A 16,721-nucleotide genomic window follows, 5' to 3' on the forward strand; every position below is an offset into this window, starting at 1 on the left:
ATGGACGCAGGACTCTAATTTGGCCACTCCCAACCGATCGACAGGAATCTCAAATAAAGTGAATCCCTTACTGGCCTGGCTGGATTCCGAGCGATATCGCGCCTGTGGCGAAGACGACAGCGCGATCGACTGGCTCCGTATCTTGCCGTTCGTCGCGCTGCACCTGGCCTGTTTGTCGGTGTTGTGGGTTGGTGTTTCAGGCACGGCGATCGTTGTGTGTCTACTTAGCTACCTGCTACGAATGTTTGCCGTTACCGCTTTTTATCACCGCTATTTTTCGCACCGGACGTTTCGCGCCAGCCGGCCCGTCCAGTTCATATTTGCGCTGATCGGAGCCGCTGCAACGCAGCGCGGCCCGCTGTGGTGGGCGGCTCATCACCGTCATCACCACAAGCATGCTGATACCGGCGATGATCCGCATGCGCCCCGGCACGGTTTTCTGTGGAGCCACATGGGCTGGTTTCTCAGCCGCAAACACTTCGCCACCCGCAGCGAGCAGGTTCCCGATCTGATGCGCTACCCGGAGCTGCGCTGGCTGGATCGCTTCGACCTGGTCGTGCCGGTCGCCTACGCCGCCGGCCTGTTTGCGCTGGGCGTGGCGCTGGAGCGCTGGGCGCCGGGCCTGGGAACGAATGGCTGGCAGCTGGTGGTCTGGGGGTATTTCATTTCGACCGTGGCGTTGATCCACGTCACGCTGACCATCAATTCACTGGCGCACCTGTGGGGCAGTCGCCGCTACGACACGCGCGACGACAGCCGCAACAATGCCTTGCTCGCCTTGCTGACCCTGGGTGAGGGCTGGCACAACAATCACCATCATTTTCCGGGGGCGGCACGGCAAGGCTTCTACTGGTGGGAGATTGACATCAGCTGGTACGTGCTGAAGATGATGAGCTGGTGCGGACTGGTCCATGATCTCAAGCCGGTGCCGCAGCGGGTGCGAGACGCGCGCAGGATCCGCTCATGAAGATCGCCATCGTCGGCGCCGGCGTGTCGGGGCTCTATGCGGCCTGGCACCTGTCCCGCGAACATGAAGTCACTGTATTCGAAAGTGAGAATCGCCTCGGCGGTCATGCCGACACCCAGGTCGTTGACGACGATGGCATCGAACGCGCCATCGATACCGGCTTCATCGTTTTCAATCGAACACACTACCCGCTGCTCTCGAACTGGTTCAATGAGCTGGGTGTGGTCGCCAAACGTTCGGACATGAGCTTTGGCGTTCACGATCTGGGCAGCGGACTGCAGTACAACGCCAGCACGCTCAACCGACTTTACTGCCAGCGTCGCAATCTGCTGCGTCCCGCGTTTCACCGCATGGTGGCCGATATCATGCGCTTCTACCGGCAGGCGCCCGGCCTGCTGAGAACGCTCGATGAGACGGTCACGCTGGCCGACTACCTGGGCGCAAGCGCCATGGGCCAGCTGTTTGCCGAGAAACATCTGCTGCCCATGGCCTCGGCGCTGTGGTCGGCACCGATCGGCGATGTCAGGCAGTTTCCCATGAAGCATCTGCTGGCATTCATGGACAATCATGGCATGCTCACGGTCGGTCAGCGGCCGCCCTGGCAGACGGTGCACGGCGGCAGCCGGCGTTATGTCGAGGCGGTATCCGGCTGCGCGGCCCGTTTCAGGATGGCTACACGCGTTCGCGCAGTCGAGCGCCTCGATTCCGGTGTGCGGATCCGCACCGACGCAGACGAGACTGATTTCGACGCCGTGGTGCTGGCCTGCCATTGCGACCAGGCGCTGGCGCTCCTGGTCGACGCCAGCCCGGTCGAGCGCTGCGTGCTGTCGGCCATCGAATACCAGCCCAACGAGGCGGTACTGCACACCGACGTCTCGCTGTTGCCGGTCCGGCCGGCAGCCCGCGCGGCCTGGAACGTGCTCCTGGACGATGAGGCGCAGTCCAGATGCCGGGTTTCGTATTACATGAACCGGTTGCAGAACATCGGCAGCCGGACGCATTTCATCGTCTCGCTCAACCAGACTGAACGTATCGATCCGGAGCGCATTATCGTTCGACGTCATTATTCCCATCCCGTATTCACGCCCGGGGCCGTGGCCGCCCAGGCGCGCTGGAACGACATTAACGGCCTCAGGCGAACCTGGTTCTGCGGCGCTTGGTGGGGCTGGGGCTTTCACGAGGACGGCGTACGCAGTGCCTGGCGAGTCATTGAGGATATCGGTCTGCGCCATGCATAGCGCCATCGCTACCGGCAGGGTATGGCATCATCAGCGCTTTGAGCCGCGCCGTCATCGGTTTTCCTATCGCACCAGCTATGCGCTATTCGATATCGATCGGGTGCGCGAGCTCTCTGCGCGCAGCCGGCTGTGGTCGGTCGAGCGCTTCAACCTGGTCAGTTATCGCCGCAAGGACTGCCTCGACCCCACGGACCGCTTGCTTCGCCAGGCCGTTATCGAGCGCGTGGCCGCCGTGACCGGGCGCCACCCGGGCGGCTCGATCTTCCTGCTGACCCATCTGCGCCAGTGGGGCGTCTGTTTCAATCCGGTCAGCTTCTATTTCTGTCACGACAGCAGCGGCTGGCTGGAATCCATCGTCGCGGAAGTTCACAACACGCCCTGGAATCAGCGTCACGCCTACGTGCTCGACTGTCGCGACCAGGCGGGTCCAGACTATCGTTTCAAGTTCGACAAGGCTTTTCACGTCTCGCCCTTCATGCCGATGGATATCGGCTACGACTGGCGTTTCAGGATCGAGCCGGATCACCTTGACGTTCACATGCACCTGAAGCGCTCCAATCGAAAATGTTTCACCGCAGGCATGCGCCTGGCGCTCGAACCAATGACGACATCGAGCATGCGCCGGATGCCGCTGCGCTTTCCGCTGATGACCCTGAAGGTTGTCGGCGCCATTTACTGGCAGGCGCTGCGGCTATGGCTGAAGCGAATACCTTTCTACGCCCACCCCGACAAGGTGAAGCAATGACGCATACGGACAGAACACTGGATGGTTCCCGGACCGGCTCGGGTGGCGGTATGGATCGCTGGCTGCGTGGGCGGGTGCTGGCGCGGCTCGAATCGATCGACCACGGCGGATTGACCGTGCATGATGCCGACGGCAAGTACATGCTTGGCCGGACGGGAGATGCCCTGCAGGCGACCGTTATCGTTCGCGATCTGCGTTTCTGGCGCCTGATGGCCAGCGGTGGCAGTGTTGGTGCCGCCGAAGCCTGGATGGCTCAGTGGTGGGACAGCCCGGACCCGGTGGCTGTCGTGCGCGTGCTGGCGCGCAACCGGCGGGTACTGGCAACAATGGACAGCGTCGCCGCACGCCTGGTCAACTTTGGTCTTGGTTTCTGGCATGCGTTCAACCGCAACAGCCTCAAAGGCAGTCGACGCAATATCGCGGCGCATTACGATCTGGGCAATGATTTTTTCGCCGCCTGGCTCGACGAGCGCATGATGTACTCCAGCGCGCTGTTCCTGGACGTCGACGAGACGCTCGAGCAGGCCCAGATCAACAAGCTTGAACGGATCGGCTCGCGCCTGCAGCTTAAGCCGCATCACCATCTGCTCGAGATCGGAACCGGCTGGGGTGGACTGGCCGTCTACGCTGCCAGCCGCTACGGCTGTCGGGTGACCACGACGACCATCTCGCGCGAGCAGTATGAACTGGCGCGGCAGAAAGTCAGTCAGGCCGGTCTGGATGACCGTGTCACAGTGTTGATGTGCGATTACCGCGAACTGGAAGGTCGCTTCGATCGCATCGTATCGGTCGAGATGATCGAGGCGGTCGGCCATCACTACCTCGAGACCTACCTGGCGCGAATCGACGCGTTGCTGGAGGCGGACGGACTGGCGCTGATTCAGGCGATCACGATCGAGGACCATCGCTACCGGACGGCCTTGAAGTCCGTCGACTTCATCAAGCGCTACGTTTTCCCCGGCACCTTCATTCCGTCGGTCAGCGCGATCACTGCGGCCATGGGTCGGGCCACTCGTCTGGGGCTGGTCGAGCTGGTTGACTTCGGCGCCAGCTATGCGCTGACGCTCAGGGCCTGGCGGCAGCGGTTCGAGGCGGCATGGCACGACATTCGGGCGATGGGCTTCGACGAGACTTTCAGGCGCCGCTGGATCTGGTACCTGGCCTATTGCGAGGGCGGATTTCGCGAGCGCGCTATCAGTGACGTCCATCTGTTGCTTGCCGGTGAGCAATGGCGACCGCAACAGGAAACCGGGCTGAGCGCCGGGCCGGAAACGGTGCTGCAACCATGAGCCGCGCTTTCTGGATGAACCAGGGTTTCTTCCAGGCGGCCTGGCCGGCCTGCGTGATTGGCGCGGCATGGGGCGTGGCCGGCTGGACCGGGCCGCTTGTCGTCGGCGCCATGGCGCTGTGGCAACTCCAGCCCAAGCGGCGCCATGACGGGGATTTGAAGATGGTGCTGATCTGCCTGCTGCTTGGCTTTCTGATCGACTCGATCTGGGTTCGATCGGGCCTTTTGGCTTACGCCATGCCCTGGCCGTCGGATTCGTTCGCGCCGTTCTGGATTCTGTTGTTGTGGGTGGCTTTGGCGCTGGTCATTAATCACTCGATGCGATTGTTCAGACATCGACTGAGGCTGATCGCTGTCCTCGGAGGCATCGGCTCGCCGATGTCTTATTGGGCGGGTGCGCGTTTTGGTGCGGTCGAATGGCTGGCTCCCGCCTGGCAAGTCGTTCTGGCCGTTGGTCTGAGTTGGGCGCTGCTCCTGCCGCTGCTGTTCTGGCTGTCCGATCGTCTGGATCAGCCATCGGTATCGGGCTTCGGGGCAGCGGAAAAACCGAGCGGGAGTGCGCCATGACGCCGATCGAGCTTGCCGAAAAAGGTCTGGTGCCGGACTGGCTGATCCGCCGAGGCATCCGCAGCCTGCTCAGACGACGTCTGGTCGAAGAGTGCGCCGGCGATCCCGAAGCGCAGTCGGTGCGTTACCAGGCCCTGATGGACACGCTGGCCCGATCGGCCATTGCCATCGAAACTGATGCGGCCAACGAACAGCACTATGAAGTCCCGGCTGTCTTCTTCGAGCAGGTGCTCGGCGCACGACTCAAGTACTCGAGCGGGCTCTGGCCGGCCGGCGTTGAGCATCTCGATCAGGCCGAGTCGGCGATGCTCAGGCAGACCTGCCGCAACGCCGAGCTGGCTGATGGCCAGGATATTCTGGAGCTCGGCTGCGGCTGGGGTTCACTGACGCTGTGGATGGCCGAGCAGTTTCCGAACAGCCGGATCACGGCGGTATCGAATTCGGCCTCGCAGCGGCAACATATCGAGTCGCGCCTGCTCGATCTGGGCCTGGATAACGTGCGCGTGCTCACCCGCGACGTCAACGCGCTCGAGCTCGACGATCAGTTCGATCGTGTGGTCTCGGTCGAGATGTTCGAGCACGTGCGCAACTACCGTCAGCTGCTCGCGCGCATTGCCGGCTGGATGAAGCCTGATGCGCGGCTGTTCGTTCACATCTTCTGCCATCGCTATTTGGCCTATCCCTTCGAGACCGAAGGGCAGGGCAACTGGATGGGGCGCCACTTCTTTACCGGTGGCCTGATGCCGTCAATCGACACCCTGTTACACTTTGCCGATGATGTTGTCATCGAGCGCCGCTGGCTCTATTCGGGCCGGCACTATGCCCGCACCGCACGGGCCTGGCTGGATAACCTGGACGCGCGCAGGCCGGCCGTTGATGCGGTGCTGCAGTCAGGCTACGGCGATCGCGCCGGACTGTGGCGGCAGCGCTGGCGGATCTTCTTCATGGCCTGCGAGGAACTGTTTGCCTATGCCGGTGGACGCCAGTGGCTGGTTGGGCATTTCCGTTTTCGCAAGGCTGAATGATGCCGCTTAACCGCCTGCTCTCCGGCGGATTGCGCACCCGGCTGGTGCGGGTTTTCCTGCTGCAGGCGCTGGCGATCAGTATGGCCACCGTTCTGGGCGTCTATGCGGCCGCCTGGGTGGTCGAGCGGGTGCTCGTGCAGGAAGCGCTCAATGGCGAAGCACAGCATTTCTGGCAGAATTACGCGGACAATCCCGGTTTTCCGCTGCCCGACACCAACAACCTCACGGCCTATATGTCGGTCGCTGGTGACGGATCGCAGGTGCCGGCGTGGCTGCGCGACGAGCCACCCGGATTCCGCCGCGCCGAGCGCAGCCCCGAATCACAGCCACTGATCCACGTCTCGGAGCGCGGCGGCGACCGGCTTTACCTGGTTTTCGACGAGATGCAGGTCTCCGCGCTGGCCTGGTATTTCGGTATTGCGCCGCTGACCGCCGTGCTGCTGCTGATCTACTTGCTGACCTGGATTGGCTACATCATGTCGCGGCGGGCCGTGTCCACCGTGGTCCAGCTCGCCGAGGCCGTGCGCAACTACGATTTCCGCTCGGGCAAGCTCGAGGAGCTGAGCCCGGAGACGTTCGGCGAGACCACCGACACTGAATCCCTGGCACTGGTCAACGCCTTCAACCAGTTCATTCACAGACTGGAGTCGTTCATACAGCGCGAGCGCAATTTCACACGCAACGCCAGCCATGAGCTGCGCACGCCGCTGGCCGTGCTGCGCTCCAATCTGAGCCTGCTGAACAAGCAGTCAGACCCCGGGGCGCGTGAACAGACTCTGGCGCGCATGGAGCGCACGGTGCGCGACATGGAATCGCTGGTCGAAACCCTGCTGATCCTGGCGCGCGAGAGCGAATCGCGCCTGAACTGGTCATCGGTGGTGCTCAACGATTCACTGGCCGAATGGCTTGAGCAGGTCAGCCGCGCCATCGATCGGCCGCAGGTCGCTACCGCCATGCGGGCCAACGGCCTGCTCGAGGTCAAAGCGCCCGAGCGGGTGTTGGCGATCATCTTCACCAACCTGTTGCGCAATGCCTTGAGCTACACCGAACAGGGGCATGTGCATGTGCTGATCGACCGCAACGGTGTGACGGTGCAGGATTCCGGCTGCGGCATGAGCGAAGCTGACCTCGAGCGCATGTTCGAACCCTTCTACCGCGGCCACGATCGCTCCAACGAAGGCTACGGACTGGGCCTGTCCATCGTGCGTCGCCTGTGCGATCGCTTTGGCTGGAAGCTTCACGCCGACAGCGAACTGGGTGCCGGTACCGAGATTCGCGTCGAGTTTCCACAGGCCAGTTTCAAGCCATTTGCTTCGTAATGGCGTGGCGCCTGGCGGCAGTCCTTTCCCCTGACGCAGAAGCGCGCGGCTTTGCCCGCGCTGTCTGCCGGCTCCGGTAAACTCTACGCCATGCCGATCCGTCAGCTGCCCGACCATCTCGTCAACCAGATTGCCGCCGGTGAGGTCATCGAGCGCCCGGCGTCGATTGTCAAGGAGCTGGTGGAAAACAGTCTCGATGCGGGCGCCCGAAGCATCCGGATCGAGGTTGAGCAGGGTGGTGTGCGGCGCATTCGCGTCAGCGACGATGGTTGCGGCATTGAGCGGGACGAGCTGACGCTGGCCCTGAGCGCACACGCAACCAGCAAGATTGGCTCGCTGGACGACCTCGAGGGCGTGGCCACGCTCGGCTTTCGCGGTGAAGCGCTGCCGTCGATCGCGTCGGTTTCCCGGCTGCGGCTGGCCTCGCGCATCAGCGGTGCAGACAGCGGCTACGAGATCGACTGTGAGGGCGGGCGACAGGGGCAGCTGCGGCCGGCCGGATTGCCGCAGGGCACGGTGGTTGAAGTGCGCGACTTGTTCTACAACACGCCCGCCCGGCGCAAGTTTCTGCGCACCGAGCGCACCGAGTTTGGCCACATCGACGACCTGGTCAAGCGCCTGGCGCTGGCGCGCATGGAGGTGTCCCTGGAGCTGGTGCACAACGGTCGTGCGCTACGTCGCCTGGAACGCGCCGGCGATTCGCAGGCACGAGTGCGCCGTGTGGCGGCCGTGTGCGGCGAGACCTTCTGTGAAGCGACCATCGAGCTGGATGAGCATCATGCCGGCATGCAGCTTGCCGGCTGGATTGCCCGACCGGCCTTCTCGCGCAGCCAGCCTGATCTGCAGTTTTTCTTTGTCAACGGTCGCCTGGTGCGGGACCGTCTCGCGGCACATGCGGTGCGGCAGGGCTTTCGCGACGTTCTGTTTCACGGACGTCATCCGGCCTTCGTGCTGATGCTGGCCATCGATCCGCAGCGTGTTGACGTTAATGTCCATCCGCAGAAACACGAGGTGCGTTTTCGAGACGGACGGCTGGTGCACGATTTCCTGTTCTCGACCATCCATCGGTCCCTGTCCGGCACGCGGCCCGGTCAGGCGCAGACTGCCTCCGATCGGACCCCGGAGACCGCGCGGCCGGGGGGAGGTGCCGGTCCGCGTGCCGGCCAGTCCTCGCTTGGCCTGGGTGTGGCCGAATCAGTGGCGCGCTATGCGCAGCTGGCCGCCGGGCCGACGACCGGTGAGGACGGTCGGGGAGAACTGCCGCCGCTCGGCTTTGCTGTCGCCCAGATCCACGGTATTTTCGTGCTGGCTGAAAACGCCGACGGGCTGGTTGTTGTTGATATGCATGCCGCGCATGAACGCGTCATCTATGAGCAGCTCAAGCAGGCCTGGCACGAAGATCGCGTGCGCGCCCAGCGCTTGTTGGTACCCGAGCGTATTGCCGTGACCGAGCGTGAGGTTCGCGCGCTGGAGCGACATCTTGAGGGACTGCGGCAGCTCGGATTCGAGCTCGACCTGGCCGGCCCGGAGTCGATTGTGATTCGCAGTGTGCCGGCTCTGCTGGCCCGGGCCGACAGTCAGCAGCTGGTGCGAGATCTGCTGGCCGATCTGGTCGAGCTGGGCGCCAGCAACCGGGTTGACACCATTATTGATGAACTCCTGGCCACGATTGCCTGTCACGGCTCGGTGCGGGCCAACCGGCGCCTGAGCATCGATGAAATGAACGCCCTGCTGCGGGAGATGGAACGGACCGAGCGAGCCGACCAGTGCAATCACGGGCGCCCGACCTGGGTCCAGCTCGACCGGCGGGCGCTCGACCGGCTGTTTCTGCGTGGCCAGTAGTCCAGGCAACCATGAGTCTGGCCCGGCCGTCTTCCTGATGGGGCCAACCGCTGCCGGCAAGACCGGTGTGGCGCTGGCTCTGGCCGGCCGCTTCAAGGTCGACCTGATCAGCGTGGACTCGGCCCAGGTCTACCGTGGCCTGGACATCGGGTCGGCCAAGCCGGATGCCGCGACCCTGGCTGAATACCCGCACGCGCTGATCGACGTTCGCGAGCCGGAGCAGACCTATTCGGCCGCCGATTTCGCGCACGATGCGCGCCTGGCCATTGCCGCGGCCCATCGCGCCGGACATCTGCCGGTGCTGGTCGGTGGCACCGTGCTCTACTTTCGGGCGCTGCTCTACGGGCTCGATGAGCTGCCGCCGGCCGACCCGGCCCTGCGTGCAGACCTGGCCGCAGAAGCCAGGCGTCGGGGCTGGGCGGCGTTGCACGCGGAGCTGGCCCGTCACGATCCGGCGGCGGCCGCGGCCATCGCCCCCGCTGATCGCCAGCGGATTCAGCGCGCGCTGGAGATCGTGCGCCTGACCGGCAAGGGGCCAGGCGAGCGCCATCGCCACCGTCGCGTGCCGCTCCTGGCGACGCTGCGCCTTGTGGTGGCGCCGTCGGATCGCCATATTCTTCACCGCAACATCGAGAATCGTTTCGACAGCATGCTGTCGGCAGGGCTGATCGAGGAAGTGGCCAACTTGCGGCGGCGGCCGGATCTGACGGCAGACCATCCGTCGATGAAAAGCGTCGGCTACCGTCAGCTGTGGCGCTTCCTGGACGGCGATTGTGATCTCGACACGGCGCGCCGGCGTGCGGTTGCGGCCACGCGCCAGCTGGCCAAGCGCCAGCTGACGGCACTGCGGCAAACGGCGGGTTCGCTCTGGCATGATGCGACACGACCGCGTACAATTAACTTGATTTTCAGGCAGGTAGGTGAGTTTTGTGCACGAATCAACAAGGGGCAGACATGCTGACCTTGCGTCCGCACCGGAACCTTGCCGTTTTGTTGAACCTTGACCCAGAACAATGATAGGCAAACAATCCAAGGAGAATGATAATGTCCAAGGGTCAGTCGCTGCAGGATCCGTTTCTCAACGCATTGCGCCGGGAGCGTGTACCGGTGTCCATCTTCCTGGTCAATGGTATCAAGCTCCAGGGGCAGATCGAGTCGTTCGACAATTTCGTCGTCCTGCTGAAGAATTCTGTCAGTCAGATGATCTATAAGCACGCCATATCAACGGTCGTGCCGGCACGCAATGTGCGCATCGGCGACGATGAGGAGGATCCGCAGCCCTGATCGAGGACCATTCTCCTGCAAGAACCGACCGCACTCGGGCCGTGCTGCTGCACCCCGTGATCGGCGCATCGATCGATGATGCGATGCGGAGCGAGTTCGCGCTGCTGGCCCGTTCGGCCGGGCTGAGCGTCATCGACGAGGTGCAGGCGCCGCGTCGGACACCGGATCCAGCCTACTTCATTGGATCGGGCAAGGTCGAGCAACTGCGCCAGCGTGTTGTCGAGACCGGCGCCGGCCTGGTTCTGGTCAATGCCCGACTCAGTCCGGTCCAGGAACGCAACCTGGCCCGGGCGCTGGGCTGCGGCGTGCTCGATCGGACGACGCTGATTCTTGACATATTCGCCCAGCGCGCCCGATCTCACGAGGGCAAGCTTCAGGTCGAGCTTGCCCAGCTCAGGCACTTGTCGACGCGTCTGGTGCGCGGCTGGACTCACCTGGAGCGGCAGCGCGGGGGCATCGGCCTGCGCGGGCCCGGGGAAACCCAGCTCGAGACAGACCGTCGCCTGCTGGCCGTGCGCATTCGCCAGCTGACCGCCGGCCTGGACAAGGTGAAGCGGCGCCGTGCGCAGGGGCGCCGGGCACGCAAGCGCAGCGACGTGCCGCTTGTTGCCCTGGTGGGTTACACCAATGCCGGCAAGTCGACACTGTTCAACCGGCTCACCACGGGTGAAGTCGAGGCGCGCGACCAGCTGTTTGCCACCCTGGATCCGACGGTGCGTCAAATCCAGGGACTGGCCGGGGCGCCGGCGCTGCTGTCCGATACTGTTGGCTTTATCCGGGACCTGCCGCATGAACTCATTGCCGCGTTCCGCTCGACGCTCGAAGAAACCCTCTCGGCCAGTCTGGTTGTGCATGTTATCGATGCCGCCGATCCGGATCGCCTGCAGCAGCAGGACGTGGTCGAATCGGTGCTTGACGATATTGGTGCCGGGGCGCTGCCGAAGCTGCGGGTGTTGAACAAGACTGACCTGACCGGGCGCGAGGCTGGTATCGAGCGAGGGGCCGACGGTGAAGTCGAGTCGGTGTGGATTTCGGCCGCTACCGGCGACGGAATGGACGCCCTGCTTTCGGCGTTCAACGAGCGCCTGGCCGAGGGGCGGATTTGTCGCCAGATACACGTGCCGGTGCAGCGGCAGCGCCTTCGCGCGCTGCTGTTCGAGCTTGGCGTCGTGCGTGCAGAGCAGATCGAGAACGATGGATCGAGCCGCCTGGACGTGGATATGGACCAGCGTGACGCTCGTCGACTCACTCGCCTGGGCGGCGCCGATGGACAACTTGCTGAACAACTGCTGTTAAACTAGAGCGCATGTTGAATGGAATTCACGCGCCCTCGCTTGCCTGTTGTCCGCCCACGGGATTGTTCTCGGTCGAGCCTGTCGTCCGTTACCAGGCTCAACCAGAACAATCGCCTTTGCGAACAATGCCTTGCGGGATCGTCGGACGAGACGCTTTGCGGCGTCGATGACAAGGTGGATCCGCCCCAGCGATGATCAATATGTCGATGCCGGCCCGGTGTTTGAGACTGCCGTGGTCGATGTGCGCTTGTTCAAGCAAGTAATGGAGATCCCGAAAAATGCCCTGGAATGAACCTGGTCGCGGCAGCGGCGGTGGCGACCGAGATCCGTGGAAGGGTGGCAACGGCCAGCAGCCGCCCGACCTCGATGAGGTCTTTGCCAACGTTCAGCGCCGGCTCAAGAAGATCATCGGCGGCGGTGACGGCAAGGATGACGGCACCGGCGGTGGGAGTGGCGGATCCTCGTTTGCCGGTGTATTCGCCATCGTGGCGCTGCTGTTGGTCATCTGGGTGGTGTGGAATTCCATCCATATCATCGATGAGGCAGAGCGTGGTGTGGTGCTGCGCTTCGGCGAATACAATCGCACGCTCAACCCCGGCTTCAATCTGACCTTTCCCAGTCCGGTCGAGGAGGTATTGACGGTCAATGTCAGCCGGGTGCGGTCGCTGGAAAACAGCAACCGCATTCTGACCGGCGACGAGAACCTCATTGATCTGGCCTATGCGGTGCAGTACCGGATCATCGAGCCCGAGAAGTTCCTGTTCAACGTGCGCGAGCCGGAGAACTCCCTGGCGCAGGCGGCTGACAGCGCGATTCGCGAGATCGTCGGCACCAACAACATGGATTTCCTGCTTGAAATCGGCCGCGGCCAGATTGCGCTGGACACCCAGGCTCTGCTGATCGAAATCATCGAGCGCTACGATCCCGGTATCGAGATCACCTCTCTGAACCTGCAGGAGGTCCGTCCGCCCTCTCAGGTGCGCCAGGCCTTCGACGATGTCGTGCGTGCGCGCGAGGACCAGATCCGGTTCGCCAACGAGGCCCAGGCCTACGCCAATCAGGAAGTGCCCGAGGCACGCGGTCGCGCAGCGCGTATTCTTGAAGAAGCTGAAGGCTACCGCGAAGCCAAGATTGCCCAGGCCACCGGTGAGGCGGATCGCTTTCTGGCCATACTCGAAGAGTACCGCCTCGCGCCGGAAGTGACTCGCCAGCGGCTGTACCTGGAGACACTCGAGACCGTCTACGGACGTTCGTCGAAGGTGCTGATGGACGTTTCTTCGAGCAACAACATGATCTATCTGCCACTTGACCGGATACGCGACGGCAGCCCTGCGCTGGCCGCGCCACCGCCGCTGATGACGCCACAGGAACAACAGCGCAGCAGCCAGTCCGACAGTGCGCGTGACCGCAGCGGCAGGGAGGGACGCTGACATGCGAATTATTCTATTGGTCGTTTTGATCGCCGCCATCGTGGTCGGCTTCAACAGCTTGTTCGTGGTTAATGAAACCGAGTACGCGATCAAGTTCAGGCTTGGCGAGGTCGTACGGACTGATTACGAACCGGGATTGCACGTCAAAGCCCCGTTCATAAACAACGTGCGCAAGTTCGAGCGCCGCATAATCACCATGGATATGCGGCCTGAGCAGATGAATACTGCCGAGCAGAAGTTCGTCGAGGTGGACTACTACGTCAAGTGGCGAATTGAGGATCCGCGCGACTACTACGTTGCTACCCGGGGTGACCAGGAATTCACCCGCGCGCGTCTGTCGGAGCTGATCCGCAACGATCTGCGCGACGAGTTCGCGCAGCGCACGCTCAGTGAGGTTGTTTCCGAGCAGCGGCGTGAAATGATGGAGCAGCTGGTCGTGCGTGCCGATCGACGATTTGAGGACTTCGGCCTTGATGTGATCGACGTTAGAATCAAGAAAATCGAGCTGACCGAAGAGGTGCTCAGTTCGGTGTTCGACCGCATGAAAACCCAGCGTACCGAGTTTGCCAACGAGCTGCGCTCCCTGGGTCGTGAGCGCGCCGAGCGGATTCGTGCCGATGCCGACCGCCAGGTGCGGGTTCTGCTGGCCGACGCCGAGCGCGATGCGCAGCGACTGCGCGGTGAGGGTGATGCGCGTGCAACCGAGATCTATGCCGAGGCGTTCAACCAGGATCGCGAATTCTATTCGTTCTGGCGCAGCCTCAACGCCTATGAGCGCAGCTTCGGTACGCGCAATGACGTCATGCTGATGGATACCCGGTCGGAGTTTTTCCGCTATTTCGACGAACGCGACCCGGACTGAAGCATCCATGTTTGCAGATCTGCTGATGGCCAGTGGCCTGGTGCTGATGATTGAAGGACTGATGCCGGCCTTGAGCCCGCGTGGCTGGAAAGGCATGGTGGGGCAGGCCGCAAGACTGCAGGATAATGCGCTGCGGGCCGGCGGGATCACGCTGATCGTGCTCGGTGCGCTGCTGTTTCATCTCGCGCGTTAGGCGTCCGTTCAGGAAAGAATGATGTCTCGATCGGTTGTGATTCTCGGAACCCAGTGGGGTGACGAGGGCAAGGGCAAGATTGTCGATCTGCTGGCGCACGATGCTGATGCCGTGGTGCGCTTTCAGGGTGGTCACAATGCCGGCCATACGCTGGTCGTGGATGGCCGCAAGACCGTGCTGCATGTCATTCCCTCCGGTGTGCTCACCGATCGGGCCCGGTGCCTGATCGGTAACGGTGTGGTCGTGGCGCCATCGGCTCTGGTGAAGGAGATCGAAGGTCTGGAGTCGGCCGGTATTGAAGTGCGGTCACGGCTCGGCATTTCGCCGGCTTGCCCGGCCATTCTCGGCTGCCATGAGGCCCTGGATCGGGCCCGAGAGCGGGCCCGGGGCAAAAAGGCCATCGGCACCACTGGTCGTGGTATCGGCCCGGCTTACGAGGACAAGGCCTCGCGGCATGGATTGCGCCTGGCCGACCTGGCCGATCCGGCGCGCCTTGACGACAAGCTGGGCGGCGTGATCGATTACCATAATTTCCTGCTCCAGAATCACTACAGCGCCGATCCGGTCGACGTTCGCCAGATTGCCGAAGAAGCCGCGGCCATGGGCGAGGAGCTCAGGCCGATGTTCGCCGACGTCACCGGCGAGCTGCACGAGATGCGCCGGGCCGGCAAAGCGCTGCTGTTCGAGGGCGCGCAAGGCAGCCTGCTCGACATCGATCACGGCACCTATCCATTTGTCACCTCCTCGAATACGACGGTCGGCGGCGTGATGACCGGTACCGGCATCGGTCCGGCAGACATCGACTATGTGCTGGGTATCACCAAGGCCTATACCACACGCGTCGGTTCCGGTCCCTTTCCGACCGAACTGCATGATGACGATGGCCGAATGATGGCCGAGCGCGGCGTCGAGTTCGGGGCCACCACCGGCCGACCGCGCCGCTGTGGCTGGCTCGATGCCGTTGCGCTCAAGCGCATGGTGCGCATCAACGGCGTGACGGGTCTGTGCATCACCAAGCTCGACGTGCTCGATGCCTTCGAGCGGGTGCGTATCTGCGTCGACTACGATGGGGTCGACAGTTTTCCGGTCGGCGCCGAGGAATGGGAGCGTTCTGCGCCGGTCTATGAGGACATGCCGGGCTGGGCGGGTTCAACCCAGGGCCTGACCGACCAGGGAAAGCTGCCGGCCGCGGCCCGCGCCTACCTCGATCGCCTCGAGGAGCTGATCGAGGCGCCGGTGCATATGCTCTCCACCGGCCCCGAGCGGGATGCCAACGTCATTCTGAGGCATCCATTTGCGACATGATGGGGCGAGAATCGATAGTCCGGTGGTCGGGTAATCGATGGATGCACAGACCGCAGAGGCACGGGTAGGGTAGGTCATGCTTGATCCACATTTGCTGAGAAACGACCTTGAATCGGTGGCCGCATGCCTTGCCCGGCGCGGCTACCATCTCGATATCGAAAACTACGCCTCGCTGGAGGCACGGCGCAAATCGCTGCAGACGAAGACCGAGGAGCTGCAGGCCGAGCGCAACCGCCGTTCCAGATCGATTGGGCAGGCCAAGGCCGAGGGCGAGGACATCGGGCCGCTGCTGGCCGAGGTCGGTCAGCTCGGTGACGACCTCAAGGCGGCCAGCGAGGAGCTTGAGCAGCTGCGCCACGAGATCGAGCGAGTCGGTCTTGACATGCCCAATCTGCCGGACGAGGACGTGCCTGATGGGGATGACGATTCCGGCAACGTCGAACAGCGGCGCTTCGGCGAGCCGACCGGGCTGGACTTCAATCCGCGCGACCACGTCGAGATCGGCGAGCAGCTAAACGGGATTGACTTCGAGCGCGCCGCGAAGCTCTCGGGCAGCCGTTTCGTCGTCCTTGGCGGTCCGGTTGCCCGACTGCACCGCGCCCTGGCCCAGTTCATGCTTGACCTGCATACCGGCGAACACGGCTACCGCGAGATGTACGTGCCCTACCTGGTGCTCGACAACGCCATGCAGGGCACCGGCCAGCTGCCAAAATTCGCCGATGACGCCTTCACCATCGAAGACGATCCGGTGCGCTACTTGATCCCCACCGCCGAGGTGCCGCTGACCAACCTGGTGGCCGGCGAGATTGTCGATGCTAACAGCCTGCCACTGAAGTTCGTTGCCCACACGCCCTGCTTCCGGCGCGAGGCCGGTGCTTACGGCAAGGACACCCGAGGCATGATCCGCCAGCACCAGTTCGACAAGGTGGAACTGGTCCAGATCGTGCGACCCGACGACTCCGATGCCGGACTGGAAGAACTGACCGGCCATGCCGAGGCCGTACTGCAGGCGCTTGAGCTGCCCTACCGGGTCATGATCCTGTGCGCCGGCGACATGGGCTTTTCGGCGCGCAAGACCTACGACCTGGAAGTCTGGCTGCCCGGCCAGCAGGCCTACCGCGAGATCTCCTCGTGCTCGAATTTCGGCGACTTCCAGGCGCGCCGCATGCAGGCACGCTGGCGCAACCCCGACACCGGCAGGCCCGAGCTGGTCCACAGCCTGAATGGGTCGGGGCTGGCCGTCGGCCGTGCCCTGGTCGCGGTGCTGGAGAACTACCAGCAGCGCGACGGCTCGGTCGTGGTGCCCGAGGTCTTGCGCTCCTACATGGGCGGCCTGGAACGACTCGAGCTTCGGTGATGGG

16 protein-coding genes are annotated in these 16,721 nt (G+C 63.4%); all 16 read left to right on the forward strand.

Going from position 1 to position 16,721, the window contains the following annotated elements:
• Nucleotides 1-19: 19 nt before the first annotated feature.
• A complete protein-coding gene (locus HND55_05355) occupies nucleotides 20-967 on the forward strand; it encodes an acyl-CoA desaturase (GenBank protein QKK02138.1) in 948 nt (315 codons plus the stop codon).
• The gene (locus tag HND55_05360; protein QKK02139.1) at nucleotides 964-2,205 is read left to right on the forward strand and encodes an FAD-dependent oxidoreductase; all 1,242 of its coding nucleotides are present in this window, start codon (nucleotides 964-966) and stop codon (nucleotides 2,203-2,205) included. The genes HND55_05355 and HND55_05360 overlap by 4 nt, the downstream gene beginning before the upstream one ends.
• On the forward strand, nucleotides 2,198-2,950 hold the full coding sequence (locus HND55_05365) for a DUF1365 domain-containing protein (GenBank protein QKK02140.1): 753 nt from the start codon (nucleotides 2,198-2,200) through the stop codon (nucleotides 2,948-2,950). Before HND55_05360 ends, HND55_05365 begins: the two co-directional genes overlap by 8 nt.
• Nucleotides 2,951-3,000: 50 nt before the next feature.
• Nucleotides 3,001-4,239, forward strand: a complete 1,239-nt coding sequence (locus tag HND55_05370) for a class I SAM-dependent methyltransferase (protein QKK03999.1) — start codon at nucleotides 3,001-3,003, stop codon at nucleotides 4,237-4,239.
• The gene (locus HND55_05375) at nucleotides 4,236-4,805 is read left to right on the forward strand and encodes a DUF2878 domain-containing protein (GenBank protein QKK02141.1); all 570 of its coding nucleotides are present in this window, start codon (nucleotides 4,236-4,238) and stop codon (nucleotides 4,803-4,805) included. Before HND55_05370 ends, HND55_05375 begins: the two co-directional genes overlap by 4 nt.
• Entirely contained in the window at nucleotides 4,802-5,830 is a 1,029-nt protein-coding gene (locus tag HND55_05380; protein QKK02142.1) for a class I SAM-dependent methyltransferase, read from the forward strand. The genes HND55_05375 and HND55_05380 overlap by 4 nt, the downstream gene beginning before the upstream one ends.
• A gap of 14 nt (nucleotides 5,831-5,844) precedes the next feature.
• The gene (locus tag HND55_05385; protein QKK04000.1) at nucleotides 5,845-7,149 is read left to right on the forward strand and encodes a HAMP domain-containing histidine kinase; all 1,305 of its coding nucleotides are present in this window, start codon (nucleotides 5,845-5,847) and stop codon (nucleotides 7,147-7,149) included.
• Nucleotides 7,150-7,239: 90 nt separating this feature from the next.
• Nucleotides 7,240-8,991 (forward strand): DNA mismatch repair endonuclease MutL, encoded by a 1,752-nt coding sequence (gene mutL / locus HND55_05390; GenBank protein QKK04001.1) that lies wholly within the window; start codon nucleotides 7,240-7,242, stop codon nucleotides 8,989-8,991.
• A gap of 37 nt (nucleotides 8,992-9,028) precedes the next feature.
• Nucleotides 9,029-9,952: a tRNA (adenosine(37)-N6)-dimethylallyltransferase MiaA gene (gene miaA, locus HND55_05395; protein QKK04002.1), complete on the forward strand. Its 924-nt coding sequence runs from the start codon at nucleotides 9,029-9,031 to the stop codon at nucleotides 9,950-9,952.
• Nucleotides 9,953-10,035: 83 nt separating this feature from the next.
• Nucleotides 10,036-10,275 carry an RNA chaperone Hfq gene (gene hfq, locus HND55_05400; GenBank protein ID QKK02143.1) on the forward strand — a complete coding sequence of 80 codons (240 nt, stop codon included), beginning with the start codon at nucleotides 10,036-10,038 and terminating at the stop codon, nucleotides 10,273-10,275.
• A gap of 44 nt (nucleotides 10,276-10,319) precedes the next feature.
• Complete coding sequence (hflX, locus tag HND55_05405) at nucleotides 10,320-11,576, forward strand: GTPase HflX (protein QKK04003.1); 1,257 nt, start codon at nucleotides 10,320-10,322, stop codon at nucleotides 11,574-11,576.
• A 272-nt stretch (nucleotides 11,577-11,848) separates the two neighbouring features.
• Nucleotides 11,849-13,000 carry an FtsH protease activity modulator HflK gene (gene hflK / locus HND55_05410; GenBank protein QKK02144.1) on the forward strand — a complete coding sequence of 384 codons (1,152 nt, stop codon included), beginning with the start codon at nucleotides 11,849-11,851 and terminating at the stop codon, nucleotides 12,998-13,000.
• A gap of 1 nt (nucleotide 13,001) precedes the next feature.
• The gene (gene hflC / locus HND55_05415; protein ID QKK02145.1) at nucleotides 13,002-13,862 is read left to right on the forward strand and encodes a protease modulator HflC; all 861 of its coding nucleotides are present in this window, start codon (nucleotides 13,002-13,004) and stop codon (nucleotides 13,860-13,862) included.
• A gap of 7 nt (nucleotides 13,863-13,869) precedes the next feature.
• On the forward strand, nucleotides 13,870-14,055 hold the full coding sequence (locus tag HND55_05420) for a DUF2065 domain-containing protein (GenBank protein ID QKK02146.1): 186 nt from the start codon (nucleotides 13,870-13,872) through the stop codon (nucleotides 14,053-14,055).
• 21 nt (nucleotides 14,056-14,076) lie between these two features.
• Nucleotides 14,077-15,360 (forward strand): adenylosuccinate synthase, encoded by a 1,284-nt coding sequence (locus HND55_05425; GenBank protein QKK04004.1) that lies wholly within the window; start codon nucleotides 14,077-14,079, stop codon nucleotides 15,358-15,360.
• 76 nt (nucleotides 15,361-15,436) lie between these two features.
• A complete protein-coding gene (serS, locus tag HND55_05430; protein ID QKK02147.1) occupies nucleotides 15,437-16,717 on the forward strand; it encodes a serine--tRNA ligase in 1,281 nt (426 codons plus the stop codon).
• Nucleotides 16,718-16,721: the final 4 nt, after the last annotated feature.

It is taken from the genome of Pseudomonadota bacterium (assembly GCA_013285445.1).
Taxonomy (GTDB): Bacteria; Pseudomonadota; Gammaproteobacteria; order Xanthomonadales; family Wenzhouxiangellaceae; genus Wenzhouxiangella.